This window comes from Enterobacter sp. R-1.6.2 (assembly GCF_035064085.1).
Lineage (GTDB): Bacteria > Pseudomonadota > Gammaproteobacteria > Enterobacterales > Enterobacteriaceae > Enterobacter > Enterobacter asburiae_B.
This window is the reverse complement of the sequence record NZ_JASEYI010000145.1, coordinates 1-290: the sequence shown is the minus strand read 5'-3', so window position 1 is coordinate 290 and position 290 is coordinate 1. Positions and strand designations below refer to the sequence as shown.

Annotated in this window: 1 pseudogene; it reads left to right on the top strand. The window is 52.4% G+C overall.

The features are described from left to right. Positions 1 to 27: 27 nt before the first annotated feature. A pseudogene (locus QMN93_RS26175) lies at positions 28 to 290 on the top strand (hypothetical protein); the annotation flags it as partial.

Genomic DNA, 290 nt, shown 5'->3' with positions numbered 1-290 from the left:
CAACCATCACCACAGGAGAAAACCAGGATGCACACACGAAACGTCAACGTCAAAACCGCCGCTCAAGAATCTTCCAGAAAGATGGGGGGAAAAACCGTGTCGTACACGATCCTCGTCGCTGAGACGAAAAAAAACTCTGAGGAGGAATCGGACGTTCTGGAGTTCAGCAGCCTTGCTGAGCTGAAGAAACTGCGCAGACGTTGCCCCGAAACAATGCGCTGCACCTATTTCTACGCCCTCAGCAGCGGCGTCGATAAACAGTTCCGCCATATCCATGTGGCTGAAGCTGA